This is a genomic window from Nonomuraea sp. NPDC049141 (assembly GCF_040648415.1).
Taxonomy (GTDB): Bacteria; Actinomycetota; Actinomycetes; order Streptosporangiales; family Streptosporangiaceae; genus Nonomuraea.
In genome coordinates this window covers 210585-229316 of record NZ_JBEZDR010000013.1, presented here as the reverse complement: position 1 = coordinate 229316, position 18732 = coordinate 210585, and the positions used below count along the sequence as shown (strand labels likewise).

At 70.1% G+C, this 18732-nt stretch carries 19 protein-coding genes; 11 read left to right on the top strand and 8 right to left on the bottom strand.

All coding sequences use genetic code 11. The features are described from left to right. Nucleotides 1-25 precede the first annotated feature (25 nt). The 5 genes from AB0B91_RS36325 to AB0B91_RS36305 are packed head-to-tail and all read left to right on the top strand — an operon-like array spanning nt 26 to nt 6671. Nucleotides 26-1357 carry an ABC transporter substrate-binding protein gene (locus tag AB0B91_RS36325; RefSeq protein WP_358329526.1) on the top strand — a complete coding sequence of 444 codons (1332 nt, stop codon included), beginning with the start codon at nt 26-28 and terminating at the stop codon, nt 1355-1357. Beyond that, on the top strand, nt 1357-2268 hold the full coding sequence (locus AB0B91_RS36320) for a sugar ABC transporter permease (protein WP_358329524.1): 912 nt from the start codon (nt 1357-1359) through the stop codon (nt 2266-2268). Before AB0B91_RS36325 ends, AB0B91_RS36320 begins: the two co-directional genes overlap by 1 nt. Further along, complete coding sequence (locus tag AB0B91_RS36315) at nt 2265-3074, top strand: carbohydrate ABC transporter permease (RefSeq protein ID WP_358329521.1); 810 nt, start codon at nt 2265-2267, stop codon at nt 3072-3074. The genes AB0B91_RS36320 and AB0B91_RS36315 overlap by 4 nt, the downstream gene beginning before the upstream one ends. Nucleotides 3075-3077: 3 nt before the next feature. Beyond that, nucleotides 3078-5201 (top strand): family 43 glycosylhydrolase, encoded by a 2124-nt coding sequence (locus AB0B91_RS36310; RefSeq protein WP_358329518.1) that lies wholly within the window; start codon nt 3078-3080, stop codon nt 5199-5201. A 3-nt stretch (nt 5202-5204) separates the two neighbouring features. Beyond that, the gene (locus AB0B91_RS36305) at nt 5205-6671 is read left to right on the top strand and encodes an alpha-N-arabinofuranosidase (RefSeq protein ID WP_358329516.1); all 1467 of its coding nucleotides are present in this window, start codon (nt 5205-5207) and stop codon (nt 6669-6671) included. A gap of 138 nt (nt 6672-6809) precedes the next feature. On the opposite strand, the gene AB0B91_RS36300 is transcribed toward AB0B91_RS36305, so the two are convergent. The 3 genes from AB0B91_RS36300 to AB0B91_RS36290 form a co-directional block, all read right to left on the bottom strand. Beyond that, nucleotides 6810-8009 (bottom strand): MFS transporter, encoded by a 1200-nt coding sequence (locus tag AB0B91_RS36300; protein ID WP_358329512.1) that lies wholly within the window; start codon nt 8007-8009, stop codon nt 6810-6812. An 8-nt stretch (nt 8010-8017) separates the two neighbouring features. After that, nucleotides 8018-8164 carry a hypothetical protein gene (locus AB0B91_RS36295; protein ID WP_358329509.1) on the bottom strand — a complete coding sequence of 49 codons (147 nt, stop codon included), beginning with the start codon at nt 8162-8164 and terminating at the stop codon, nt 8018-8020. 131 nt (nt 8165-8295) lie between these two features. Next, nucleotides 8296-8871, bottom strand: a complete 576-nt coding sequence (locus tag AB0B91_RS36290) for a TetR/AcrR family transcriptional regulator (RefSeq protein WP_358329506.1) — start codon at nt 8869-8871, stop codon at nt 8296-8298. Between the two features lie 114 nt (nt 8872-8985). Here AB0B91_RS36290 and AB0B91_RS36285 point away from each other — a divergent pair, with 114 nt between their 5' ends. Next, complete coding sequence (locus tag AB0B91_RS36285) at nt 8986-9606, top strand: DUF2218 domain-containing protein (RefSeq protein WP_358329503.1); 621 nt, start codon at nt 8986-8988, stop codon at nt 9604-9606. A 46-nt stretch (nt 9607-9652) separates the two neighbouring features. On the opposite strand, the gene AB0B91_RS36280 is transcribed toward AB0B91_RS36285, so the two are convergent. The 3 genes from AB0B91_RS36280 to AB0B91_RS36270 all read right to left on the bottom strand — a co-directional run bounded on the left by AB0B91_RS36280 (nt 9653) and on the right by AB0B91_RS36270 (nt 11189). Beyond that, nucleotides 9653-10000, bottom strand: coding sequence for a nuclear transport factor 2 family protein (locus AB0B91_RS36280; protein WP_358329500.1), 348 nt, complete (start codon nt 9998-10000; stop codon nt 9653-9655). After that, nucleotides 9997-10464 carry a MarR family winged helix-turn-helix transcriptional regulator gene (locus AB0B91_RS36275; protein WP_358329497.1) on the bottom strand — a complete coding sequence of 156 codons (468 nt, stop codon included), beginning with the start codon at nt 10462-10464 and terminating at the stop codon, nt 9997-9999. The genes AB0B91_RS36280 and AB0B91_RS36275 overlap by 4 nt, the downstream gene beginning before the upstream one ends. 86 nt (nt 10465-10550) lie before the next feature. Further along, nucleotides 10551-11189, bottom strand: a complete 639-nt coding sequence (locus AB0B91_RS36270; RefSeq protein ID WP_358329494.1) for an NAD(P)H-binding protein — start codon at nt 11187-11189, stop codon at nt 10551-10553. A gap of 263 nt (nt 11190-11452) precedes the next feature. On the opposite strand from AB0B91_RS36270, the gene AB0B91_RS36265 reads away from it, so the two are divergent. Beyond that, nucleotides 11453-12307, top strand: a complete 855-nt coding sequence (locus AB0B91_RS36265) for a helix-turn-helix transcriptional regulator (RefSeq protein WP_358329491.1) — start codon at nt 11453-11455, stop codon at nt 12305-12307. Between the two features lie 172 nt (nt 12308-12479). Here the strand turns inward: AB0B91_RS36265 and AB0B91_RS36260 are convergent, their stop codons facing one another. Then, on the bottom strand, nt 12480-13100 hold the full coding sequence (locus tag AB0B91_RS36260; RefSeq protein WP_358329488.1) for a pentapeptide repeat-containing protein: 621 nt from the start codon (nt 13098-13100) through the stop codon (nt 12480-12482). Nucleotides 13101-13480: 380 nt separating this feature from the next. Here AB0B91_RS36260 and AB0B91_RS36255 point away from each other — a divergent pair, with 380 nt between their 5' ends. Both AB0B91_RS36255 and AB0B91_RS36250 read left to right on the top strand, forming a co-directional pair. Next, nucleotides 13481-15958 (top strand): glycoside hydrolase family 3 N-terminal domain-containing protein, encoded by a 2478-nt coding sequence (locus AB0B91_RS36255; protein ID WP_358329486.1) that lies wholly within the window; start codon nt 13481-13483, stop codon nt 15956-15958. A 143-nt stretch (nt 15959-16101) separates the two neighbouring features. Then, nucleotides 16102-17172 carry a PQQ-dependent sugar dehydrogenase gene (locus tag AB0B91_RS36250; RefSeq protein ID WP_358329483.1) on the top strand — a complete coding sequence of 357 codons (1071 nt, stop codon included), beginning with the start codon at nt 16102-16104 and terminating at the stop codon, nt 17170-17172. Between the two features lie 68 nt (nt 17173-17240). Here the strand turns inward: AB0B91_RS36250 and AB0B91_RS36245 are convergent, their stop codons facing one another. Further along, nucleotides 17241-17459, bottom strand: a complete 219-nt coding sequence (locus tag AB0B91_RS36245; RefSeq protein WP_358329480.1) for a hypothetical protein — start codon at nt 17457-17459, stop codon at nt 17241-17243. 85 nt (nt 17460-17544) lie between these two features. On the opposite strand from AB0B91_RS36245, the gene AB0B91_RS36240 reads away from it, so the two are divergent. Beyond that, on the top strand, nt 17545-18138 hold the full coding sequence (locus tag AB0B91_RS36240) for an MFS transporter (RefSeq protein ID WP_358329477.1): 594 nt from the start codon (nt 17545-17547) through the stop codon (nt 18136-18138). After that, on the top strand, nt 18102-18731 hold the full coding sequence (locus AB0B91_RS36235) for a copper resistance CopC family protein (RefSeq protein ID WP_358329474.1): 630 nt from the start codon (nt 18102-18104) through the stop codon (nt 18729-18731). The genes AB0B91_RS36240 and AB0B91_RS36235 overlap by 37 nt, the downstream gene beginning before the upstream one ends. Nucleotide 18732: the final 1 nt, after the last annotated feature.

Sequence of the window (18732 nt, the reverse complement as noted above, 5' to 3'; positions counted from 1 at the left end):
ACCTCACGGTCAGGAGTGATCTGGCATGTCCCAAAACGACCTTTCCAGGCGACGCGTACTGGGCCTGGGCCTCGGTGCGCTGGTCATCGGCGCCGCGGGCTGCGGCGGAGGCGGCGGCGGCCCCAAGCAGGCGCAGGCGCCGGCCACCACGGCGGCGGCCACCGAATACACCGGGCCCTCGGTCTCGCTGAAGTTCTGGAACGGCTTCACCGGCGGCGACGGCCCGTTCATGAAGAAGCTGGTGGACCAGTTCAACGCCGAGCACCCGAACATCCAGGTGTCGATGAACGTCTACCAGTGGGCCGACTACTACGCGAAGGTCCCCGCGGCCGTCTCCGCGGGTCAAGGCCCTGACCTCGGCATCATGCACGTCGACAGCGTCGCCACCAACGCGGCACGGCAGGTGGTCCTGCCCCTCGACGACGTGGCCAACGCGCTCAGCCTCACCGAGGCGGACTTCTCCCCGCCGGTCTGGAAGGCCGGCGTCTACAAGGGCGCGCGCTACTCGATCCCGCTCGACGTGCACCCGCTCGGCATGTTCTACAACAAGACGGTCATGAAGAAGGCCGGGCTCGACCCGGAGCAGCCGCCCAAGTCCGGCGAGGAGTACATCGCGGCGCTGGAGGCGCTGAAGAAGGCGGGCATCCAGGGGCACTGGGCCACGCCGTTCCCGTTCACCGGAAGCATGCAGTTCGGGACGCTGCTCTACCAGAACGGCGGCCAGCTCTTCGCCGACGACGCCGGCGTCTCGCGCTTCGCCGAGGACCCCGGCGTGCAGGCCCTGACCTGGCTCGTCGACCTCGTCAACAAGGGCTACAGCCCCAAGAACGTCGGCCAGGACGCCGACTTCATCGCCCTGCAGAACGGCAAGGCCGCCTTCAACTGGAACGGCATCTGGTCCATCAACACGCTCAAGGAGATCAAGAACCTGGAGTGGGGCGTCGCGCCGCTCCCGCAGATCGGATCGAAGCCGGCGGCGTGGGCGGGCTCGCACCAGTTCGTGGTGTTCAAGCAGCGGACGCCCGACCAGAACAAGCTGACCGCGGCCAAGGTGTTCATCAACTGGATCAGCGGCCACTCGCTGGAGTGGGCCAAGGGCGGCCAGGTGCCGGCCCGCAAGTCGATCCGCGACGGCGCGGAGTTCGCGGCGCTGAAGGAGCAGGCCACGATCGGCACCCAGATCGACTACCTGTACTTCCTGCCGTCGGTGGCGGGCATCGGGGACGCCTCCGCGGTCGTCGACCAGGCGATCAACGCGGCGATCCTGCTCAAGAAGAGCCCCAAGGACGCGCTCACGGAGGCCGCCGCCAAGGCCGACAAGATCCTTGAGGCCAACCGGAAGAAGTACGGCGCCTGATGGTCGCGATCTCAGCGGAAGAGACGCCGGGGCGGGAGGTGCGCGTTCCGCGATCGGGCAAGGCGACACCGTACCTGTTCCTGGCGCCGTACCTGATCCTGTTCTCCGTGTTCGTGCTGGCCCCGGCCCTGTTCGGGATCTGGGTGAGCCTGCACGACTGGGACTACATGCTCGAGGGCAAGCCGTTCGTCGGCCTGGACAACTACACGGCGCTGTTCGACGACCAGTCGCCCGTCTACGGCGACTTCTGGATGTCGATGCGGGCGACCGGGATCTTCACCGTGTTCAGCGTGCCGTTCCTGGTCGTGCTGCCGCTCGGGGTGGCGTTACTGCTCAACCGGCCCTTCCGGGGCAGGACGCTGTTCCGGGGGCTGTTCTTCGCGCCGTTCGTGCTGGGCGTGGCGGTGGTGTGCCTGATGTGGCGGCTGCTGCTCGACCCGAACCTCGGCCTGGTCGACTGGATACTCGGCACGCCGATCCCCTGGACCACCGCGACGCCGTGGGCCTGGATCGCGCTGGTCGGGGTGACGGTCTGGTGGACGCTCGGGTTCAACGCGGTGATCTACCTGGCCGGGATGCAGGACATCCCGCGCGAGCTGTACGACGCGGCGAAGATGGACGGCGCGGGACGGTGGGGCGAGTTCGTCCACGTCACGCTGCCGGGGCTGCGGCCCGTCGCGCTGTTCGTGGTGACGACGACGATCCTGGCCTCGGCGAACATGTTCGGGCAGTCGTACCTGCTGACCCAGGGCGCGCCGGGCGGAGACACGCGGACCGCGATCATGTACATGCTCCAGCAGGGGCTCAGGGAGTACAAGATGGGCAGCGCCTCGGCCATGAGCTACCTGCTCACGCTGCTGCTGATCCTGGTCAGCGTGGCCAACTTCCGGCTGTTCAGGACCCGGTCATGAAGCGCTACACGGGCCTGCTGGCCCTCGCCGTGCTGTTCGTGGGGCCGCTGGTGTGGGCCTTGGGCGTGTCGTTCAAGACGCAGACCGAGGCCACCCAGGTGCCGCCCACGCTGCTGCCCGCCGAGCCGACGACGTCCGCGTACGGGACGGTCTTCCAGGGCACCACGGACACGCCGGTGCTGCGCTGGTTCGCCAACAGTGTCATCGCCGCCACCGGGCACATGCTGCTGGTGCTCGTGGTGTCGTCGCTGGCCGCGTACGCGCTGGCCAGGCTGGAGTTCCGCGGCAAGAAGCTGATGTTCGGGGTGATCGTCGGCACGCTGCTGGTGCCGGGGTTCGTCTTCCTCATCCCGCAGTTCCTGATCGTCGACCAGCTCGGCTGGCTGGACAGCCTGACGGCGCTCATCGTGCCGGGGGCGGCGGGCGCGTTCGGGGTGTTCTTCCTGCGGCAGTTCTTCCTCGGCCTGCCGGGCGAGCTGGACGAGGCCGCGCTGATGGAGGGCGCCAACCACTGGCACATCTTCTGGCGGATCACGCTGCCGCTGTCGCGGCCCGCGCTGGCCACGCTGGCCGTGCTGAGCTTCCTGTCCAACTGGAACGACTTCATCTGGCCCATCTATGTGATCTTCAGTCCCGAGTACTTCACGCTGCCGCCGGGCCTGTCGATCCTTCAGGGCGCGTACACGATCCACTATCCGGTGATCATGGCGGGCGCGGTGCTGGCCAGCATCCCCGTCCTGATCCTCTTCAGTCTGACCCAGCGGTACGTCATCGAAGGCATCTCCCGTAGCGGCCTGAAAGGCTGACCTATGCACCTGGCTGTCATCGCCACGCTGCTCCTGTCCCTGTTCACCAATCCGGTGTCCGGCTCCTTCTCCGACACGTTCGCCGACCCGTCGGTGATCCGCGGCCAGGACGGCTACTGGTACTCCTACGGCACGTCGGACCCGCTGCGCGAGGGCGAGAAGGTCCTGCACAACCTGCCGATCGCCCGCTCCGGCGACCTGGTCAACTGGACCTACGTGGGCGACGCGTTCGGGCCGGACAACCTGCCGTCGTACGCGGCGCCGGGCAGTCTGTTCTGGGCACCGGACATCCGTTACCTCGACGGCCGGTACGTCATGTACTTCACCGTCACCGACACCGCCACCACGCCCGCCAACTGGGACTACTCGATCGGCGCCGCCACGGCGCCCACGCCGACCGGCCCGTGGACGCACCTCGACGCCCCGGTCGTCGCCCCGCGCCCCTCGGGCAACTCGTACTGGAACACGATCGACCCCTCGCAGTTCACCGACGTGGACGGGCGCAAGTACCTGTATTTCGGCGGGTTCTTCGGCGGCCTGTGGGTGACCGAGCTGTCCGCCGACGGGCTGCACGCCACCGGGCAGCCGCAGCAGGTCGCGATCGACAACAAGTTCGAGGGCGCGTACGTGGTGCGCCACGACGGCTTCTACTACCTGCTCGGCTCCTCGGCGAACTGCTGCGCCGGGCCGACCACCGGCTACTCGGTGCTGGCCGGGCGCTCGACCAGCCCGCGCGGCCCGTTCACCGACCGCGAGGGCGTGCCGTTGCTGGCCTCGCGCGCCGGTGGCACCCCCGTCCTGGACCAGAACGGCAACCGCTTCATCGGCACCGGCCACCATGCCCAGCTCACCGACCTTTCCGGTCAGGACTGGATGCTCTACCACGCCATCGATCGAAGCGACCCGTTCCTGGACGAGCCGTACGGGATCAACGAGCGGCCCATGCTGCTGGACCGGCTGGACTGGATCGACGGCTGGCCGGCCGTGCGTGCGGGGGCCGGGCCTTCCGAGCAGTCGCGGGAGACGCCGGTGACCCGCGGCGTCGTGGACGATCGGTTCGCGGGCGATCTGTCGGGCTGGCGGAACACGGCCGGCTGGACCGTACAGGATGGACATGTCCATGGCCAGGGCACGCTCATCAGCCGCAGGTCGCTCGGCGGGGACGTCCGCGTCGAGACCGACCTCAGGACGGACAAGTCCGCCGGGATTCGCCTCGGCGGCACGACCGCGGTCGTTTCGCGCGACGGGTTGACGCTTACCTCGGGTGGCGCGTCCCGTACGGTGGCGCTGCCCGGAGGGGCCGCGACCTGGCACAACCTGGCCGTCACCGTCAAGGGACGGACGATCACCGCCGAGGTGACCGAGGCCCGGCTCCGTGACCCGCGGGCGAGCGTCACCGTCACGGGCAGCGCGAACGGCCCGATCGGGCTGGTCGCCGACGGGGGCGCCGACTTCGACAACGTCTCCGCCGCCCCGCTGTTCAAGGCCGTCACCAAGGCGGCGCCGACGCCGCGTACGGGCAGGCTGCTGGACGCCGACGAGTTCAACGGGCCGCTCGACTCCCGCTGGACCTGGGTGCGGCAGGACGCCGCAACCAAGATCGAGGAGGGCGTGCTGCGCTGGCCCGTCCAGGGCGCCGACCTGGTCGGGGCCGGCAACAAGGCGTCGGTGCTGCTGCGCGAGGCCCCCAAGGGCGACTACGTCGTGGAGGCCAAGGTCACGCTCGACCTGGGCGAGGACGCCGTACGCAACTACCAGCAGGCCGGCCTGGTCGCCTACGCCTCCGACGACGACTTCGCCCGCCTGTCCCAGGTCGCCATCTGGAACACCCGCCAGGTCGAGTACGGCCGCGAGCTGACCTTCGCCGGCCGCCTGTCCTACGGCGGCAACATCGTCGGCCCGCCGGCCAAGACCACCTGGCTGCGGCTGGCGCACCACGTGGACCCGGCCAACGGGGAGCACGAGTTCCGCGCCGGATCCAGCCGCGACGGCAAGACCTGGACCTGGGGCGGCGTGTGGACCTTCCCCAAGGACACGGCCGTGCGCATCGGCCTGGTCGCCCACGGAGGGGCCCAGCCGGCCGTCAACGCCGACTTCGACTACGTACGCGTCTACCGAGGAGCCTGACCTGTGCCGCAAGCACACCTGACCCTTGACCCCTCTTTCCGCATCGCCCCCGTCAACCGGCGCCTGTTCGGCTCGTTCGTCGAGCACATGGGCCGGTGCGTCTACACCGGCATTTTCGAGCCGGGGCACCCGGCGGCGGACGACAACGGCTTCCGCACCGACGTGCTGGAGCTGACCCGCGAGATGGGCGTGAGCGTGGTCCGCTACCCGGGAGGCAACTTCGTCTCCGGCTACCGCTGGGAGGACGGCGTCGGCCCCGACCGGCCCTCCCGGCTGGACCTGGCCTGGCGGCAGATCGAGACGAACGCGTTCGGGCTCAACGAGTTCATGACCTGGACCCGGGCCGCCGGGGTGGAGCCGATGATGGCCGTCAACCTCGGCACCCGGGGTATCCAGGAGGCCTGTGACCTGCTCGAATACACCAACCACCCCTCGGGTACGCAGTGGTCGGACCTGCGCGTCAAACACGGAGTGACCGACCCGTACGGGATCAAGCTCTGGTGTCTCGGCAACGAGATGGACGGACCCTGGCAGATCGGCCACAAGACCGCGCACGAGTACGGACGGCTCGCCAACGAGACCGCCAAGGCCATGCGGCTCGTCGACCCCGACCTTGAGCTGGTGCTGTGCGGCAGCTCCAACAGCGGGATGCCGACGTTCGGCGCGTGGGAGGCCACCGTGCTCGAACACGCCTACGACGCGGTCGACTACCTGTCGCTGCACAACTACTACGAGGAGAACGGCGACCTGCCCGGCTTCCTCTGCAGCGCCGTGGACATGGATCGCTACATCTCGGCCATCGTGGCCACGGCCGACCACATTGGGGCGAAACTCCGGCGCACGAAGAAGATCAACCTGTCCTTCGACGAGTGGAACGTCTGGAACCAGAGCCGGTTCACCGGGCGCGAGCGCTCGCCGTTCCAGGAGGCGCCGGAGCTGATCGAGGACACCTTCACCGCCGCCGACGCCGTGGTGGTGGGCGACTTCCTGATCACGCTGCTGCGGCACGCCGACCGGGTGAGCATCGCCTGCCAGGCGCAGCTCGCCAACATCATCGCGCCGATCAGGACCGAGCCCGGCGGCCCGGCCTGGCGTCAGACGATCTTCCACCCGTTCGCGCTGACGGCCCGGCACGCGCGCGGCACCGTGCTGCGGGTGGAGCCGTCCGGACCGCTCCTGGAGACCGAACGGTACGGCGAGGCGCCCGCGCTGTCGGCGGTGGCCACCGTCGACGGGTCCCAGGTGGCGCTGTTCGCCGTCAACCGGTCGCCCGACCAGGACCTCGACCTCACCGTCCGGCTCCCGGCGGCGGTCAGGCCGGTGTCGGCCTCGGTGATCGCCGCCGGGGACGACCCGCACCGGGTGGAGGCCCTTCCGCGGCCGCTGACCGTACAGGCTGACGGTGACCGGCTGACGGCGCGGTTGCCCGCCGCCTCGTGGACGATGATTCTCGCGGAGTGCGACCTGTAGACCGGAGGCATGACCGGGCTACTGCTCTGTCGAGGCCGCGCTCCAGCTCGCGCTGGAGCGCGGCCTCGACGACGTCCGGGTCGAGGACATGGCGGAGGCGGCGGGTGTCCATCTCTGCCGCCGGGCTGAATGCGGTGCTCAGCGAGATGTCCTTTCCGTAGGGAGGCGGGAGATCAGCCACGTGACCAACAGGGCGGCGGCGCACAGACCGGCCAGCGTCCACAGGCCGCCGTCGAAGGAGCCGGTCGCATCCTTGAACGCGCCCAGCCCGAAGGAGAAGACCACTCCCCCGAGGTTGGCGCAGAAGTTGCTGAAGCCTGTGACCAGGCCCGTGTTGGCGGTGCCGACGTACTGCAGCGGCACGGCGAACAGCGGCCCGAAGTAGAGCTGAAGGAAGATCGAGTTCACCGCGATCACCGCGATCAGCGCGGGGAGAGTGTCGACGAAGGGGATCAGGAAGATCGTGACGGCCAGCATGGCCAGGGAGGTTCCGACGACGGCCAGGGGCCGGCCGAGGCGGTCGGACACCCAGCCGCCGAGGAAGTTGGACGGGGCCGTGACCGCCGCTCCGATGGCCACGACGACGCCGGCCATGCCCAGGGAGTAGCCCTTTTCCTCGACGATGAGGCTGGGTAACCAGAACGCCATCCCGGTGACCACCGCGAGGCGGACGAACTGGATGAAGCCACTCAGCCACACGGCACGGTGAGACAGGAGCTCGCGGGCGTCCGCCCAGGTCGGCGGCCTGGCATCGGCCTTGGGCGGGGCCGAGTCGCCCAGCTTGGCGAAGGCCAGCACAACCAGCATGCCGGTGGCCGCGAAGAGCACCATCAGCCAGCGCCAGCCCAATGGACCGACCAGCACCGGGCCGAGCGCGTTGAGCAGGATGTTGGAGGAGAATCCGCCCGCCACGTAGAGGCCCATGGCCGTGGCCCGGCGATCCTCGCGGAACTGGCGGCTGATCAGCATGAGGCCAGGTGCGAACACCAGCGCCCGGAAGACTCCGGAGACCGCCTGGTTCGCCAGCAACCAGCCATAGGAGTCGAGCAGGGAGAAGGTGAGCGAGAGCACGTTGACGCCGAGCAGGCCCACCACGAACAGGCGTTTGGTGTCGAACCTGTCCGAGAGATACCCGGACGGGATCTGCATGAGCGCGTACGTGAATGTGCCGGAGGCGGCCAGCAGCCCCGCCTGCGAGGGGCTGATGCCGAGGTCGTGCCGGATGAGCGGGAGGAACAGGGCGATAGCCCCGAAGGCGAGACCCTGCATGCTCTGGCACACCACGATCAACGTGGAGTTGAGCGCCCGGGCCGGAGGCGCGCCGGCCTCTACGGTCACGCCCCCCATCAGAAGCGCATGATGGACGCGGGCGACGGTAGCTCGCCGATGTAGACGTTCTTGGTGTCGGTGGGATCGTGCGAGGCGAACGTGCGGGCGGCGAGTCGCCGCATCATCAGCGGGTCCTCGATCGGTGTCGTGAACTGCGGCGTCATACCCCGCTTCATTGTGCGCACATATTGGACCATAGCGTCCAGCGCACCGACGCCGACGCCCGCCACCTCGCTCGACGAAGCCGCACCCCAGGAGTTGTGCGAGCGGGTGCGGCACCAGTTTTTCGGAGCGGTCATGGACGTAGTCCGGCCAGGGTGACGGCGACCAGGCGGTGGATCGCGTCGTGGCCGGGGGCGGCGCCGGCCGCCGTGAGGGCGTGCAGGCAGTAGTCGGCCAGTTCATCAGCCGGTACGTCGTCGCGCACCTCACCCGCCCTGGCGGCCTCGGCGAGCAGACCCTGAACGAAGTCGCGTAGTCGTCGCCGCGCGCGGTCGACGTGCTCGTCGCGGTGCAGCAGCGTGGCGAGTTCGCCGCCGTGGTGGGCCGCCGCCGAGTGGTGCTGGATCCGCGCGTAGGTCTCCAGGACAGCTTGCAGGCGTGCAAGTGCCGGGTCAGCGGGCTCGGCGGCGGCGGCGAGTTGGTCGAGGTGCGTGGTGATCTGACGTTCGTGCCAGGCGGTGAGGACGGCGTGGGCGTCGGGGAAGTACTTGTACAGCGTCGCCCGGCCGATGCCGGCCCGCTCGGCGATCTGCGACATCGTCAACGCGACCAGGCCGTGCTCCGCCACCAGCGTGGCCATGGCGTCCAGGGCCGCGTCCCGCACCGCGGCGCGATGCTTGTCGATCGTCTCGTTCCACAACTTGGGCACGGCCTCGATCGTACATGCCGTTGATGACCGAAACATAGTGACGTTGACAGAGACAGTATGTATCGATAAATCTGATGTCGGCAGAACGCCACCCCGGCGACCAGAAGGAATGCGATGCCGACCCTGACAGCCCAGATCGAGACCGAGCGTGCGAGCCGGTACCTCGTCCAGTTCTGCAAGCACGCCGCCGCCATGGGCCGCGGCGGCGGTCACACGCCGCGCATGCACCTGCGCGGCATGATGGCCCGCCGCGAGTTGCAGGTCACCGCTGAATGGTCCGACACCGACGGGACGGTCACCTTCGTCCCGTGGGGCCGGTGCACGCTCACCGCCGAGGCCGGCGCCCTTACACTGCTCATCGAGGCCGCCGATGAAGACGGCCTACGTCAGATCCGGGACGTCGTCAGCCGGGACTTCGAGCGCTTCAGCCAACGCGATCCGCTGACCGTGACCTGGCATCAGTCCGAGACCTCCGACGCTCCGGAGACGTTGACACCCACGCGCCGGCGAGGCCGGCTGCGCTCCAACCTCCAGGCGATCCTGCTCGCGGCGGCCGTGGTCGTGATCATCGGCCTGCATGTCGGGCTGGCCGGCACCGTCGTGGCGAACTCGGCGTGGACCGGCATGGCCGCCAACGTCGTCGTGGCGCTGGTCGTCCTGAAGGTCGCGTTCATCGCCCTGGCCCGCTTCGGCTTCCGGCGCCGCAAGGCCGCCAAGACGCCCGACGGCGGCTGAAGGAAGGCCGCGTCACGCGGTCAGTACAGCTCTCCCCACCGGGCGGTCACCTCAGTGTGGACACGCCCCACAACTCGGCGATGCGCCCGTCCCGCACTCGGAAGATCTCCAGCATCGTCGGCGGACGCTGCTCGACGGCGTCGGCCGGGATCCCGCGCAGGGTGGTGCGGACGGCGACCTTGTCCCCGTCGACGAGCATGTCCTCGACGACCACCCGGACGTCGGGGAACCTCTCGTGGAACCGCGTCCACGCTCGGGTGACGCTTTCCACGCCCGTGGTGCCCAACGGGTGGCTGACGAAATCCGCCGAGAAGATCCCCTCGGCGGCCCCGAAGTCCTGGGTGTTGAACGCCTCGTACATGCGCCGCCCAACGGCCCTTACGTCGTCGGTCATCTGCTCGTTCCTGTCTCAGGGCGGGCTTTCGGCCCGGCAGCCGGGTCGATCCCGGCCATGGTGGCGCGCAAGCGCTCCAGGGCGCTCAGGACGATCTCCCGTTCATGCGCGGGGATGCCGTCGAGCAGCCGCACCTGGTAGGCCTGATGAGACCGCTCGAGGTCGGCGGCGGCTCGTTCGCCGACGGGTGTCAGGCTGGCCAGCGTGTAACGGTTGTCCGCCGGATCGATGCGGCGGCCGACCATCCCCTCGGCCTCGAACTCTTTGATCAGCCGGGTGACGCTCGCCCCGTCGAGAGACAGGGCCTGACGCAGATCGCTGTGGCTGGTCTCCCCGTTCCTCCACAGCCGCATCAGCAACTGAAGCCTGGACGAACTCATCCCCACATGCCGCGCGAACGCCTGGCGCATCTCGGCGCAGGCGCCGCCCAACTCGCGGAAGAACCGGTCCTCGGAAGTCTCCACGCCTCATCTTTCTGCCATCGGAACGATCACCTCTACTCTTTCTATCAACAACTCTTGATGGCATCAAGAGTATGCGGCGTCAAGAATTAGGAGGCCACCGAGACGGCGTGGCGCACCGACGCGGGATCAGCGGCCAGCGCGAGCAGGCAGTGCGCCAGGTCGGCGCGGGTCGTACTGAGGCCGCCCCGGAGATTGGTGTCCCACGCTGTGCGGTAACGGCCCGTCAGTCCGGCGTCGGTCAGGCGGCTCGGCCGGACGATGGTCCAGTCAAGGTTCGTCGCCCGCAGCCGCCGTTCGGCTTCGCGCAGGTCGGCATAGGAGTGTTTGAAGAGCCGCTGCACGATGAGCGGCTTGACCACGTACCGGACGATCACTCCGTCGCCCGCGTCGGTCACGAGGCCGCCGGCGCTGGTCATGAGCAGGCGCCGCGCGCGGCCGAGCGCCATCGCCGCGGCGATGGCGCTGATACTGTCGGCGCACACCGTCGTGGGCGCCCGACCGCGGGAGCCCATCGCGGACAGTACGGCATCGCGGTCCTTCACGGTGGGCGCGATGGCGTCGGGGTCCATCAGGTCGGCCTGGCGGATGTCGAGACCGGACGGCAGGTCGGCGGGCAGCCGCCGGGGATCGCGGACCACCGCGGTCACCTCGTGCCCGGCGGCGAGCGCCTGACGAAGCAGCTCGACGCCGGTGCCTCCGGTAGCTCCGAAGATCGTCAGCTTCATGGTGGATCCTCCTCAGCTCATCGCCTATCGTGAGTGAGCACTCACCAACCCGTCAAGTCCGAAGTGCCGGTGGTCGCCGGCGCGCCCGGCTCTCAGCGGCGAGCCCTACTCGGTGACCCACCGCGCGGCCGAATCGGCCCTGCCGATCAGCACCGCGGGCTTGAGAATCTGCGTCTTTGTCATGTACGCGCCGTCCACCTCCCTGGAAGGCGGGCACTGACAGGGCCACGATCCGCCGGAGCCGGGCCGGTAGTGTCCGTGGCGTGAGTACGAACGAGCTGGGCGCCTTCCTGCGTGCCCGACGCGAGGCCATCACGCCTGCCGAGGCCGGGCTGCCCAGCGGCGCCCGCCGGCGCACGCCCGGCCTGCGCCGCTCGGAGCTGGCCACCCTGGCCGGGATCAGCGTCGAATACCTCGCGCGCCTGGAGCAGGGCCGCGACCGCCACCCTTCGAGCCAGGTGCTCGGCGCCCTCGCCGACGCCCTGCGCCTCGGCTCGGCCGAACGCCTCCACCTGCGCCGCCTGTCCAAGGTCGTCGACGGCGACTCCCTCTGCCCGTCCGCCATCCCGCCGGCCCGCGTCGTCCGGCCCACCGTACGAGCCCTGCTCGACCGGCTTGAGCCGGCGCCCGCCATTCTCGTCAACCGGCTGGGCGAGATACTCGCCCACACCACCGGTTATGAACGTCTCGCCGCCCCCATCGGCCTGCTCGACGGGGAGCCGCCCAGCCTCGTCCGGTTCGTGTTCACCGATGTCCGGGCGCGGGCGGCCTACCCCGACTGGGAGCGGGTCGCGGACGAGCAGGTGGCCAGCCTCAAGATCGAGTCGTCCCGCGCCGATCCGCATGTCCGTCACCTGTCGGAGGAGCTGACCGTCCTCGCGGGCGCCCCGTTCGCCACCCGCCTGTCGAAACCGGCCGGCCTGCCCCAGCGCGCGGGGACGCAACGGCTGGTGCATCCCCTGGCGGGCGAGCTGCGGCTGTCGTACGAGACGCTCGACCTCCCGGACATCGAGGGCCAGCGCCTGATCGTCTACCTGCCGGCCGACGAGGCCACCTCGACCGCCCTCGACCGCCTCACCGGCCGCCAACCGGGAGCCCTCCGCGCGGTCACCGGCTGACGAAGGCTGCCGATGCCGGTGGCTTCGCGGACGCCGGCACGCTCCTCGATCCCCCGGGGGTGACGTCCGCCCCCGCAGTCAGCGGACTCCCGTTCGCTCCTCGACCTCTTCGGGCGTTCGGCACGCCGCACGCGACCATGGGGACGATGTGATCATCATCAAGGCGACCCTCCTACGCGCGGACGTCGAAGCCCAGTGCGGTGGCCACCACGGTCGCCTGGAAGGAGTCGATGATCGCCTTCTTCAGCGTGACGGTCGACGGGTCCAGGTCGGACAGGTCGCTGCCGCGCAGATCGCAGCCCGTGAGGTCGGCGCCGTTGAGCCACGCCCCCGAAAGGTCGCAGCGCAACACCTCGGCCTTCTCCAGCCGGGCGCCCGTCAGGTCGGCCTCGCGTAGGCGTACTCCGTGAAAGGCGCTGCCCCGCAGGTCGGCGCCGGGCAGACCGGTGAACGACCAGTCGCCACCCTCGACCTTCAGCAGCCCGTAGGAGCAGCCGTCGAACATGCTGCCCGTCATCTTGCACGCCTTGAACCTCGCGTCGAAGAACGAGCAGCGCGAGAACGTGCAGTTGAGGAACATGGCGTCCTCGTGCTCGGACACGTTGAAACGGACGCCGCTGAACGTGCACTCCTCGAAGACGCAGCCGCTGTTCGTCAGCTCCGTCATGTCCACATCGACGAACAGGACCTGATGGTAGGTCTCCTGCGCCAGGTCGCGGCCGTCCCAGTCGGCCGATCGGACCGCCGTGCGGGTCGGGAGCGCGGGACGGCCCTGTCTGCGGTCGGCCATCATCCGGCGCCCTCCGTTCGCTCGACGGCGACCACAACCGGGCTGTCCGTGATCTCCCGCGCCTCCATGAAGCCCCTCCTTCCGCGTCCTCGCGAGCCTCCCACGCGCGACCGACAGAAACCGTTCCGGCCCGCGTGCAGGATGTGGCACGGCTCGCTCGATACCGGAGCGACGCACAGCCGCTCCCGCTGGTTGAGCGCGTCGGGGGCCAAGCGACAAGTGAAAGTTTCACCCGATCTCGGCTGTTTCCGCTGGTGTCGCAGGCGGGCCAGGGTGGGGTTGTGGGCGGGCAGGGGAATGGCGGAGCGGTGACCTAGAGTCGAGGTTGGGAGCGCTCCCAACCTTCACCTCGACGCACTGACCAAGAACGGCGGGCCAGGGCCATGAGAAACGCGAGCCTGAAATGGACGACGCGGGCGGCCGTGACGTTACTGGTCGCCGCCGTGCTGAGCGTTCCCGGGGGGCCCGGGCCGGCCGTTTTCGCGTCGGCCGCGTACCCGTACCAGGATCCGAGCCTGCCCGTGCCGACCCGGGTGGCCGACCTGATGGGCCGGATGTCGCTGGACGAGAAGCTCGGGCAGATGACGCAGGCCGAGCGCGGCTCGGTCAGCGCCGCCGACGTCACGACGTACCGGCTCGGTTCGGTGCTGTCGGGCGGCGGCTCCGGGCCGTCCCCGAACACGGCCGCGTCCTGGGCGGACATGTACGACAATTTCCAGAACGCGGCCCTGGGCACGCCGCTGGGCATCCCCATCCTGTACGGCGTCGACGCCGTGCACGGCCACAACAACGTCGTCGGCGCCACGATCTTCCCGCACAACATCGGGCTCGGCGCGACCCGGGACCCCGCGCTGGCGCAGCGGGTCGGCCGGGCCGTGGCCGAGGAGGTCTCCGGCACCGGCGTGGACTGGAATTTCGCGCCCTGCCTGTGCGTGGCACGCAACGACCGATGGGGCCGCACGTACGAGTCCTTCGGCGAGACGCCCGAGCTGGCCTCGTCGATGACCACGATCGTGACCGGCCTGCAGGGCGCCGTGCTGAACGGCCCGGCCTCCGTACTGGCCACGGCCAAGCACTACCTCGGCGACGGCGGCACCACGGGCGGCGTGGACCAGGGCGACACCCAGCTGCCCGAGAGCGACCTGCGGGCGATCCACCTGCCGCCGTTCAAGGCCGCGGTGGAGCGCGGGGTGGGCTCGGTGATGATCTCGTTCAGCAGTTGGAACGCCGCCAAGCTGCACGGGCACCAGTACCTGATCACCACCCTGCTCAAGGGTGAGCTGGGCTTCTCCGGCTTCGTGGTCTCCGACTGGGACGGCATCGACCAGATCGACGGCGCCGCCGGCACCTCCGCGCTCGACGTGCGCACGGCCGTGAACGCCGGCATCGACATGGTGATGGTTCCCACGGCCTGGCGGCGGTTCATCGACCTGCTGCGGGCCGAGGTGCAGGCGGGCCGGGTGACCACGGCCCGGGTCGACGACGCGGTCCGGCGCGTCCTGACGAAGAAGTTCGAGCTCGGCCTGTTCGAGAAACCGCTGACCGACCGGTCCTACACCGCGACCGTCGGCAGCTCGGCGCACCGCGCCCTGGCCCGCGAGGCGGTGGCCAAGTCGCAGGTCGTGCTGAAGAACGGCGGGAACATCCTGCCGCTCGCCCGGGGTGGCAAGATCTTCGTGGCGGGCAAGAGCGCGGACGACATCGGCAACCAGAGCGGCGGCTGGACGATCTCCTGGCAGGGCTCGTCCGGCGCCATCACCCCCGGCACCACCATCCTTCAGGGCATCAGGAACAGCGCCGGCTCGGCCACAACCGTCACCTACGGCCGCGACGGCAGCGGCATCGACGGCTCCTATCGCGTGGCGATCGCCGTGGTCGGCGAAACGCCGTACGCCGAGGGCCAGGGCGACCGCCCAGGCGGCCTGGGCCTGGACACCACCGACCTGAACACCATCGCCACCCTGCGCGCGGCCGGGGTGCCCGTCGTGGTCGTGCTGGTCTCGGGGCGCCCGCTCGACATCGCGGCCCAGCTACCCGGCTGGAACGCCCTGGTGGCCGCCTGGCTGCCGGGCACCGAGGGCCAGGGTGTGGCCGACGTGCTGTTCGGCACGGTGCAGCCCACCGGCAAGCTGCCCGTGACCTGGATGAGCAGCGCCTCCCAGCAGCCGATCAACGCGGGCGACGGCAAGACGCCGCTGTTTCCGTACGGCTTCGGCCTGACGTACGGGCAGCCGCAGGACGACACCAGCCCGCCCACCGCGCCCGGCACACCGATCGCGTCCGAGATCACCTCCTCGTCCACGAGCCTGTCGTGGTCCGCCTCGTCCGACAACGTGGGTGTGACCGGCTACGACGTGGTCCGCGTGCAACCGACGGGCGAGACGACGGTGGCCACGGCCGCGACCGCGACGGCCACCGTCACCGGCCTGGCCGCGAGCACGTCCCACACCTTCGCCGTCTACGCCAAGGACGCCGCCGGCAACCGCTCGCCGCGCTCGGGGACGGTCACCGTGACCACGCGCGCCGACGGCGGGACGGGCGGCTGCACGGTCACCGCGACGGCGCAGAGCCAGTGGAGCACCGGCTACGTCATGCAGGTGGCGGTGACCAACACCGGCACGAGCACCGCGAACGGCTGGGGCGTCACCTTCACCCTGCCGTCCGGCCATCAGATCACCGGGTCGTGGAACGCCTCCCTGACGGTGAGCGGCCAGGCCGCCACGGCAGGCAACGCCACGCACAACGGGACGCTCGCGCCCGGCGCGAGCACCTCCTTCGGTTTCCAGGCCAGTCGCCCATCCAGCGACACCCGCCTGCCATCCGGCTACGCATGCGCGTTGAAGACCGCCCGCGGACCCTGAAAATTACATCGTCGGCGGCGGCCGAACGCGCAGCTTGCGGGCCCGCGCCGCGGCAGGTGACGGATCAGATCATTGTTGACGCGTCGAAAACTGCATAGGGTGCCATTGACAATGATCTCGACAGATCAGTCAAGGAGCCCGCCATGCGCGTGCGAACGACCCCGTCCCTGATCATGATTCTCTTAGCCGCCGTGGGGCTCGTGGTCACGAGCCCCACCGCCGCGCAGGCGATCGGCGGATTCGACTACTCCCGGGCGCAGGTGTCCACCACCGGCCTGCAGGTGCCGTGGGGGCTGGCCTTCCTGCCCGACGGCAGCGCGCTGGTCTCCGAGCGCGGCACCGCCAGGATTCTCCAGGTACGCCCCGGTCAGACCCCGGTTCGTGTGGCCACCGTCAACGGGGTGGCCGCCTCCGGCGAGGGCGGGCTGCTCGGCATCGCCGTGTCGCCGACGTACGCCCAGGACCAGTGGGTCTACGCCTACTTCTCCACGAGCAACGACAACCGGCTGGTCCGGTTCCGGCTGAGCGCGCCGCAGACCCAGAACGTCCTCTTCTCCGGCGTGCCGCGGGCCGCCAACCACAACGGTGGCCGCATCGCCTTCGGCCCCGACGGCCAGCTGTACGTGTCCACCGGGGACGCCGGCAACACCGCCAACGCACAGAACCTGAACACCCCGGCGGGCAAGATCCTGCGCATGACGCCGAGCGGCGGCGTCCCGCCGGACAATCCCTTCGCCGGCTCCCGGGTTTACAGCTACGGCCACCGCAACGTGCAGGGCCTGGCCTGGGACGCGCAGGGCAGGATGTACGCCTCCGAGTTCGGTCAGAACACCCGGGACGAGGTCAACCGGATCGTCGCCGGCGGCAACTACGGCTGGCCCACCTGCGAAGGCGTCTGCGGCAACCCGTCCTTCCGCGACCCGATCGTCACGTGGTCGACGGCCGAGGCGTCGCCGAGCGGGCTCGCGTACGCCAACGGCACGCTGTTCGCCGCCGCCTTGGGCGGGACCCGGCTGTGGACCGTCCCCCTGACGAGTAGCGGCGGGGCCGGGACCCCGGTCGCCGAGCTGCGGGGAGCCTACGGGCGGCTGCGCGCGGTCGCGGTGGGGCCGGACGGCTGGCTGTGGGTGACGACGAGCAACCGCGACGGGCGCGGCTCCCCGGTGGCCCAGGACGACCGCATCATCCGCATTCCGCCCACCGGCACGCCCTGAGGCATGGCGGTGGGCTCGGCTCACGTGCCTGGTGGCTGACGGCGCCCTGCGGGCGATTCGCGCGGACGTCAGTGCCCGGCGTGCTCCTGAGGCTTGGCCACCACCCAGGCCCGGGCGGAGCCCACCTGCCGCTCCAGGTCGGACAGGAGGGCGGCGAGGTTCTCGTGGTCCATGTACGCGGTCTGCTCGATGCTCGATCGGTGTGCCTCCACCTGCCCCGCCAGGCTGTTGATCTTGCTCAGGGTGTCGCCGAGGTCCCGACTTTCCTGCTGACTCAGATCGCACATGCCTTAACAGTAAATACAGTCCCTCAGGCCGTACATATGTCTGACAAGTAGGTTGTGCGTGTCCGAACGCTGAAAGGATGGGCGTATGCGCCTCGCCCGAGCCATCGTCTTCGCGGTGGTGTGTGCCGCCGTGTCGGCGGCCGGGCATGCCTTCGCGGGCGGCGCGGCGGTCGCGCCCGGCGTCATGGTGGTGGGCGGGCTGGGCGCGCTCGTGCTGGCGTACGTTCTGAGCGGGCGCGAGCGTGGCCCCGCGGTGGTGCTGGGCGCCACGGTGGGGGCGCAGGTATCGCTGCACAAGCTGTTCGAGCTGACCGCGCCCGGCACCGGGCACGTGCATTTCGCCGTGGGCATGGCGCTGGTCCACCTGACGATCGCCGTGCTGACGGGCTGGTGGCTGCATCGGGGTGAGAGCGCGTTCTGGCTCATGCTGCGCCTGTCGGGGCGGCCCCGGCTCGCCCTGCCGCGGCCGTTCCGCGCGATTCCCGCGATCGACCCGGCTCCGCCACGGCCGGCGCCGGCTCGGCGGGCGCCGCTCAGGCCGTCGGTCACGGGCCGGATCGCGACCGCGGAGCCACGGAGAGGACCTCCCACGAGGGGAGACACCGCATCGCCAACAAAGCTTCCCTCGTCATGGAGTTCACCTTGTCCTTTCTTCTTCGCAGAACCCTTGTGGCGGTGATCGGGTGCGGGCTGTTCCTGGCCGCTACCGCGCCCGCCGCGCTCGCCCACGACAGTCTCAAGAGCAGTTCGCCCGCCAAGGGCGCCACCGTGTCCAGCGTCGAGACGATCGAGCTGGAGTACTCCTCTCGCGTCCGCTTCCCGCTGGTGGTGCTGCGCACCGCCGCCGGCCAGCTGATCAAGCTCGGCGAGCCGCAGGCCGACGGGCCCAAGGTGCGGACCGCCGTGCCCGGCCCGCTGGCGGGCGGCTCGTACGTCATCGCCTGGCGGGTGGTCTCGTCCGACGGCCACCCGATCGAGGGCGAGATCCCCTTCACCGTGAAGGGGACCTCGTCCGGCACGACCGCGCCCGCGGCGGCGGCTGCCACGACCGCACCCGCCGCCTCGGCGCAGACCACCCGACCTGCCGCTGCGGCGCAGGGCGGGGGCGGCATCCCCGGCTGGCTCTGGGCCGGACTCGCCGCGCTGGTCGTGCTCGGCCTGGTGATCTGGCTGCTGTCCAGACGGACGAGCGGCCCCGGCGAGCCCGCCGGGCAACCGGACGCACCAGCCGAACCGGCCGGGCAGCCGGACGGCCCGGTCGGACGTACCTGAC